This is a genomic window from Streptomyces carpinensis, assembly GCF_002154505.1.
In the GTDB taxonomy this organism is placed as follows: domain Bacteria; phylum Actinomycetota; class Actinomycetes; order Streptomycetales; family Streptomycetaceae; genus Streptomyces; species Streptomyces carpinensis.
In genome coordinates, this window is sequence record NZ_MUBM01000377.1 from 1 (window position 1) to 7,364 (window position 7,364).

A 7,364-nucleotide genomic window follows, 5' to 3' on the forward strand; every position below is an offset into this window, starting at 1 on the left:
ACGCGCCGAAGCAGCCGTCGCAGCGGGGACACCGCGCGACGGCTGCTTCGGCGCGTGCGGACGAGCACTTCGGCGTGTGCGGACGAGTGAGGCTGGCGTGTGCGGCGGTGTAAAGCCTGGGCGGATGCGGACGAGTGAGGCCGTAAAGACACTGCGGGGCGCCTCCCGGCATGCCCCGTGCCGTCGGCGGCAGCGGCCAGGTCCCTCCAGCGGCCCCGGCGGCCGTGGCTCGGGCTCTGGCACGGTGGGGTGCCGTAACGCTCGGGCACGGCGGAGTGCCGTACCACGTGGGCGCCGACAAGCAGCCGTGGCAGCCCTGAGACCGTCAGGGCCGGCGGGTTGCGGCGTGCCTCAGCGGGCCGCCACGCGGCGCAGCACTTCGGACGCCGCGCCCCCCGTCCGAGGCGGTGCGGGCGGTGTTTCGGCACTGCCGAAGGGTTCCGGTGTCGAGAACGCGTTCGGGCGGCGACCGCCGCGGCCCTCGCCGAGCACCTGCCAGCCGTCCCGGGTCAGTGTGATGTACGCCCCGCAGCGCAGACCGTGCAGGGTGCAGGCGTCACGCAGGCCCCACATCCACGCGCCGTCCTCCTCCGTCCAGCGAGCGTCGCCGTCGCGGCAGTAGAGCAGCACGGCGGTACGCACCGGAGTTCTACGCCGCAGGTCGTGCGGGATGACCCGGCGCAGCTGGGCGAGCAGTGCGTTGCGGAACATCCAGCCGTCGGCGGGCGCCGGGCGGCGGACGAACGAGGCGCTGGCGCGCAGCCGCTCGTCCGGGTCGAGGACCGCGACCACGGCGGTGGCCGGTCTGGGATGGTGCCGGGCGTGCAGTCCGCTGACGACTTCCCGCGGATTGCGCAGCAGGGGGATGCCCGCGGCGGCCCACTCCGCCGGTTCGAGCACGCGATGGGCGGAGGCGGCGGACGTCGGCAACGATGCCGCCGATGACGGAGCGAATCCGAAGGTCACGTTCCTCCCTTCGGCTACGCGCCCACACACGGGCGGGGTCGGAATCGGGGGAGCGCACACCGCAGCAGAGCCCTACCGGATCACGGCCGAACCGTGCGGGGAGCGGACTTCAATTCTTCCTGTCGAACTTGGATGCGGCAACGAGCAATTGGGGCCACCGACCGTTTTCGGGTGGCCCGTGCCATATATCCCTACCCAGTGTGTTGTCGCGCGACGCGTGGGCAGTCGGCCCGACACGCTCGGTACTCGGCCCCGAACGGCGAGGACGGTACTCAGCCTTGGACGGCGAGGACCAGCGGCATCACACCCTGCGCACCGGCCTTCCGCAGCAGGCGGGCGGCCACCGCGAGGGTCCAGCCGGTCTCGGTGTAGTCGTCCACCAGGAGCACCGGCCCCGGGTTCTCGCCGAGCGATGAGGCCAGCGCGGGCGACACGGCCAGCGCGCCGTCGAGGGCCTTGAGACGCTGGGCGCTGTTGCTCCGTGACAACCGGTGCGCGTCCTCGGTGTAGTCCACGGTGCCCAGCAGCGGCAATCGGCCGATCTCCGCGATGTGCGCGCCCAGGGATTGGATCAGCCTGGGCCGGGTGCGCGAGGCCATGGTGACGACACCGACCGGGCGCGGCTGCGCGTCGGCGGCTCCCGCGGCCCAGCCGCCGGGCCCTTTCGCCCAGTCGGCCAGCACACCCACCACGGCCCGCGCCACGTCCTCCGGCACAGGGCCGTCGGGGGCATGCGGTGCGAGCATCGGCCGCAGCCGGTTGCCCCATCCGATGTCGGACAGGCGCCCCAAGGCGCGTCCCGTCGCGGCCTGTTCGGAGACCGGGATACGACCCTTCAGGCCGACGCCGATCGCCGGGAGACCCGTCGGCCACATGCGACGCGGTTCCACCTCCACCCCGGCCCGGCCGAGATCCACACGCGCGGCGTCCAGCGCCGCCGTGGAGGTGTCCGCGGCGAACCGGGCACCGGCGCAGTTGTCACAGCGGCCGCACGGCCTGGCGCTCTCGTCGTCGAGCCGGCGCTGAAGGAACTCCATGCGGCATCCCGTCGTCGCCGCGTACTCGCGCATCGACTGCTGTTCGGCCGTCCGCTGCCGCGCGACCCAGGCGTACCGCTCCGTGTCGTACGTCCACGGCCTGCCGGTGGAGACCCAGCCGCCCTCGACCCGCCTGACCGCGCCGTCCACGTCGAGCACCTTGAGCATGGTCTCCAGGCGGGACCGGCGCAGCTCGACCAGGGGTTCCAGGGCGGGCAGCGACAGCGGCCCCTCCGCGCGGGACAGCACGTCGAGGGTCCGGCGCACCAGGTCTTCGGAGGGGAAGGCGAGCGAGGCGAAGTACTCCCAGATGGCCTCGTCCTCCTTGCCCGGCAGGAGGAGCACCTCCGCGTGCTCGACGCCGCGGCCGGCCCGGCCCACCTGCTGGTAGTAGGCGATCGGGGACGAGGGCGACCCCAGGTGCACGACGAATCCCAGATCGGGTTTGTCGAAGCCCATGCCGAGCGCCGACGTGGCGACCAACGCCTTGACCTTGTTCGCCAGCAGGTCGTCCTCGGCCTGCTGGCGGTCCGCGTTCTCCGTCCTGCCGGTGTACGAGGCGACGGTGTGCCCGCGGTGCCGCAGGAAGGCGGTGACCTCCTCGGCGGCGGCCACGGTGAGCGTGTAGATGATCCCGGACCCGGGCAGGTCGTCGAGGTGGTCGGCCAGCCAGGCCATCCGGTGCGCGGCGTCGGGCAGGGGCAGCACGCTCAGGCTGAGGCTCTCCCGGTCCAGCGGACCGCGCAGCACCAGGGCGTCCGTGGCGTCACCGGTCCCCAGCTGTTCGGCCACGTCCGCGGTCACGCGTGCGTTGGCGGTGGCGGTGGTCGCGAGGACGGGGACACCGGGGGGAAGGTCACTGAGCATGGTGCGCAGTCGCCGGTAGTCCGGGCGGAAGTCGTGGCCCCAGTCGGAGATGCAGTGGGCCTCGTCGACGACGAGAAGCCCCGTCGCCGCGGCGAGCTTCGGCAGGACCTCGTCGCGGAAGTCGGGGTTGTTGAGCCGCTCCGGGCTGACCAGCAGGACGTCGACCGTTCCCTCGGCGATCTCGGCCTGCACCGTGTCCCACTCCTCGGTGTTCGCCGAGTTGATCGTGCGGGCGTGGATGCCGGCTCGGGCCGCCGCCTCCACCTGGTTGCGCATCAGCGCGAGCAGTGGGGAGACGATGACGGTGGGGCCGCTTCCGCGGGCCCGGAGCAGGGAGGTGGCCACGAAGTAGACCGCGGACTTGCCCCAGCCGGTGCGCTGGACGACGAGGGCCCGGCGCCGCTCTGCGACCAGCGCCTCGATCGCCCGCCACTGGTCCTCGCGCAGCCGGGCCGCGCCCGTGCCATCGCCGACGAGGCGGGCGAGAACCGTGTCGGCCGCCGCCCGGAGTTCCGCGTTGCTCGTGTGCTCCATGCCCTCCATACAACAGGACGGCACTGACAATCGGGACGGGGCGGGCAGATGGTGCCGGTGCTGTGACCGGGCGGGCCCGTGGCGTGATCGAGCAGTGTGATGGTGCCGTGGGGCAGGCGGGCAGGCGGGCAGGCGGCGTGGCCGGGCGGGGCGACTGTGCGACCGGGCCCGATGGACGGTGTGAACGGGGCTGATCGACGGCGCGACCCGGACTGGTCTCCGGTGCGGCCGCCGACCGGCGACCCTCCGGCCGACCCGGCCGAGGAAGGCCGAACGGCCCTTCCTCCGCTCGGTTGACGTGTCCCTGGCCGGACTTATCCACAGGTTCAAGCGGAAATCGGGATTCCGCGAGATCGTCGGCGCATGACGAATCACAGCGAAACGACCGGACCATTCGAAAACGGCGACATCGCGTACGAAGGCCCCGACCCCGAGCACCAAGTCACCCTGCGCACCCCGGCCGAGCTCGCGGACGCCCTGCCGTATCTGCTCGGCTACCGGCCCGAGGACAGCATCGTCCTGGTCGCGCTGCACGACCGGGGCGGTCGCGGCCGGTTCGGCGGCCGCGCCAGGCTCGGCATCCCGCTCAACAGCGACGACTGGCCGTCCGCGGCCCGCCAGATGGCACACGGCCTGATCACAGGCAGCGAACGCCGGGGCGCCAAACCCGAGCAGCTGGTCGCCTTCCTCTGCCAGGAGCCCGCGGCGGGCGAGTCGGGGCGCGAGGTCATGCGACGGCTGCGGCCGCTGGCCCAGAAACTCCGCACGGAGTGCGGCCGCCTCGACGTTCCGGTGATCGAGGCGCTGTGCATCTCCGGCGGCCGCTTCTGGTCCTACTGCTGCCCGAACGACGGGTGCTGTCCTGACGAGGGCCTGTCCATGGGGCTGCCCGGCACCTCCGTGCTGGCCGCCGCGGCCGCCTACGCGGGCATCCAAGTGCGAGGCAGCCTGAAGGAGTTGCGGGCCAGGCTCCTGCCCGGAGAGACCTCGGCCGCCCGGGCACAGGAGATCGCCTTGGACGCGGCCGGCCGGGCCATGGTGCCCAGGATCCTCGACGAGGCCAGCCGTGCCGCGGTGGCCGAGGAGACCCTGGAGCTCGCCCAGCGCGTCATGCGGCGGTTCGCCGACGCCCCCGTCACCTCTGGGACCGCCGCGGCCGACCTCGGTGACGACCGACTGCTCCAGGACGAGGAAGCCGCCTCGCTGATCCTCGGCCTGCAGGACCGCACCACGCGCGACCGGGCGGCCGAGTGGATGGAAGGGGACGAGGCGGCGCCGGCACTGAGGCTGTGGCGAGCCCTGGCTCGCCGCTGCGTCGGCCCGTTCGGGGAACACGCTGCGGCGCCGCTGACCCTCGCGGGCTGGGTCGCCTGGTCCCTCGGGGACGGCATCGAGGCACGGGAGGCGTTCGCCATGGCTCTGGGGGCGGACCCCGACTACCTCTTCGCCCGCCTTCTGCACCAGGCCTGCAACGAGGGCCTCGACCCGGAATCGGTCCGCCGCTGCCTGCGCACGGAGCGCACGGAGCGCGACGGGCGTGCGCGGTCGGCCGCCGGAGGGGCCGACGCGGGGAGCACACGACAGACGGCGGATGACGTGGAGGACTTGATCGGCGCGGACGACGCGGACGACGTGGAGGACATGGAAGACAGTGGGATGACGGGCGACGCGCGGGAGGCCGTCACCGTGGAGAACGGACGCACTGCCGAAGGCGTCGCCGAGCACCGGGCGCCGCACACCGGGATCGGCACCGGTGGCAGTCGCTCCTCGGCGCCGAAGGCGATGACCCGTCCACCGCGTCGGTCCTGCGCGCAGGAACCGGGCCTGGCACGCCCGAGCTCGGACGGTGGGCGTCCGGCGACCTCCCGGACCGACAGCCCGCGCCCCGCGACGTCCCGGACCGCCGCGCCGCACCCGGGCTCCTCCAGGGACCAGGGCCGCATCCGCCCGCGCGTCACGGCGAAGGGCGGCACACGCCGTCGAGGCGTCTGCCGCACGGCCGCCGACCCGCGGAGCGACACCCGCGAGCGCGACGCGTGAACACCTCGCGGGCACCGAGGACAACGCGTGATCACCCGGCCAGGGGCTCCCGGTTGACCCGGCGGGTGGCCCGCGGCATCCGCCCGGCCGCTGTTCGGTCGCCTTCCCCGGCCACGGGCGTGACCGGACGAGGCCGGCGCCGTTCACCTGAGTGGCGGAACGCTCGATCAGGACACTCCGCCGCCACGTCTCCTGATCCTCCGGAGCCCACGCCAGGCACCGAACACGCCGGGCGCCCACAGAGCGCGGAGGAAGCCGCCCACGCACCAGCCGACTTAGCCCTGCACCGCCGGCGACCGTACGGTCCTCGGCGGGTTCTTACCGACAGCCGGGGGATCGGATGCAGGGCGAGGGGGTAACCCTGCGTGTTTTCCCCGGGCTGACGGGGGCGAACGCCGCCCGCCACCGACGCACAGAGCGCCCCACACCGTGCCACCGTCCGCTCGGCGAGGGCCCCTGGACCTGCCCTCGACCCACGACGCCATGATCTGTGTGGCCCTGCCCGGGCCGGCGATCTCCACCGCCCGGGGACAGCTGAGCGGTCGGGGACTGGAAGGGGTCTGCCGTGCCGGCCGGCGCCTGCTCTCCCGCTGTCAGGTCCGGGTCGCGGGGCGCGAGCCGCTGGTCGCCCAGGCCCTGATGACCGCGGTCGACCGCGCGCGCTTCGTGGGTACCCTGCGGGCCTCTCCCGGCGCGGGCCGCGACCCGGACGTCGTCGTGGAACGCACACGTGACGCATGGATTCGGGCTGGGGGCTGCGCGGTCTCGCCGCGAGGGAGGCGGGATACAGCCCCTTCGGTCACCGTGCCGGAGCCGTACGGGTGGCGGAGACCGCCGTCGCCGTCGCAGGCCTGGCCGCCGCAGGCTAGGAGAATGAGGCCGGTTCGCTGTTGTGCGGCCTGCTGGCGGCGGCCGAGGCCTTCGGGTACCGCTGCCCGAGATGTTCGCCGGGGAGCAGCGCCCCGACCTCGGCAGTCCCGTGCTCCACCCCGCCGCCTGCCGTCCCTCGGCCACGGCAGCGGCCGCCGCTGTCCTGTTGCTGACCACGCTCGCGGGCATCCGCCCGGACGTCCCGGCCCGGACGGTCACACTCCGCCCGGTGCGCACCGCGCCCCTCGGCGAGATCGGATTCACGGGACTGCGGGTCGCCGGGGCCCCTTCTCCGTACGGGTCAGCAGACTCGGACTCGCCCTGGTCGAGGAGGCTGCCGACGGACTGCGACTGGGAGTGTGACCTCGGACGACGTGTCTGCGGACGGAGGCGGGCGGCGGAGCGTGGGACGCACGGCGGAGGACAGTGGATCAGCCATCGATGCGGCCGACGAAGGGAGTGTTTATCGTCAGGCAGACGACTATGATCGCGGCATGCCCTACGACCCGTCAGCCTTTCCGCCCTTCGCCGTCACCGTGGACCTGGTCGTGCTGACCGTGCGCCGGCATGCCCTGTGCGCGCTGGCGGTGCGCAGGGGAGAGCCTCCGTTCCAGGGACGCTGGGCGCTCCCCGGCGGGTTCGTGAGGGCGGACGAGGACCTGGCGCAGGCAGCGGCGCGCGAACTGGCCGAGGAGGCCGGACTGCAGGTGCACGACCCGTCCACTCCCGTCGAGGACCATGGCGCGCACCTGGAGCAGCTCGCGACCTATGGCGACCCGAAGCGCGACCCGCGCATGCGGGTCGTCAGCGTCGCCCACCTCGCCCTCGCTCCCGATCTGCCCGCGCCGCGGGCGGGCGGCGACGCCAGCAACGCCCGCTGGGCGCCCGTGGAGGAACTGCTGCAGCAGGGCGCTTACGACCGCGACGGCGAGCCGTTGGCCCCGCTCGCCTTCGATCATGGCCAGATCCTCGCCGACGGAGTGGAGCGCGCCCGCTCCAAGATCGAGTACTCGTCGCTGGCGACCGCCTTCTGCCCGCCCGAGTTCACCG

General features: G+C 73.5%; 4 protein-coding genes and 2 pseudogenes. 4 read left to right on the plus strand and 2 right to left on the minus strand.

Annotated features, from left to right (window positions below; all coding sequences use genetic code 11):
* Positions 1–351 precede the first annotated feature (351 nt).
* Both BZY54_RS39205 and BZY54_RS39210 read right to left on the minus strand, forming a co-directional pair.
* A complete protein-coding gene (locus tag BZY54_RS39205) occupies positions 352–966 on the minus strand; it encodes a hypothetical protein (RefSeq protein WP_086730127.1) in 615 nt (204 codons plus the stop codon).
* Between the two features lie 272 nt (positions 967–1,238).
* The gene (locus tag BZY54_RS39210; RefSeq protein WP_086730128.1) at positions 1,239–3,404 is read right to left on the minus strand and encodes a RecQ family ATP-dependent DNA helicase; all 2,166 of its coding nucleotides are present in this window, start codon (positions 3,402–3,404) and stop codon (positions 1,239–1,241) included.
* Between the two features lie 363 nt (positions 3,405–3,767).
* Between BZY54_RS39210 and BZY54_RS39215 the strand changes: the two genes are divergently transcribed.
* The 4 genes and pseudogenes from BZY54_RS39215 to BZY54_RS39225 form a co-directional block, all read left to right on the plus strand.
* A complete protein-coding gene (locus BZY54_RS39215) occupies positions 3,768–5,444 on the plus strand; it encodes a DUF4192 family protein (protein ID WP_086730129.1) in 1,677 nt (558 codons plus the stop codon).
* Positions 5,445–5,927: 483 nt separating this feature from the next.
* Positions 5,928–6,164, plus strand: a pseudogene (locus BZY54_RS55695) (glycogen debranching N-terminal domain-containing protein); the annotation flags it as partial.
* 17 nt (positions 6,165–6,181) lie between these two features.
* Positions 6,182–6,677 (plus strand): annotated as a pseudogene (locus BZY54_RS39220) (glycogen debranching N-terminal domain-containing protein); the annotation flags it as partial.
* A 131-nt stretch (positions 6,678–6,808) separates the two neighbouring features.
* The coding region (locus tag BZY54_RS39225) for an NUDIX hydrolase (protein ID WP_086730130.1) at positions 6,809–7,364 on the plus strand (556 nt) is incomplete at its 3' end.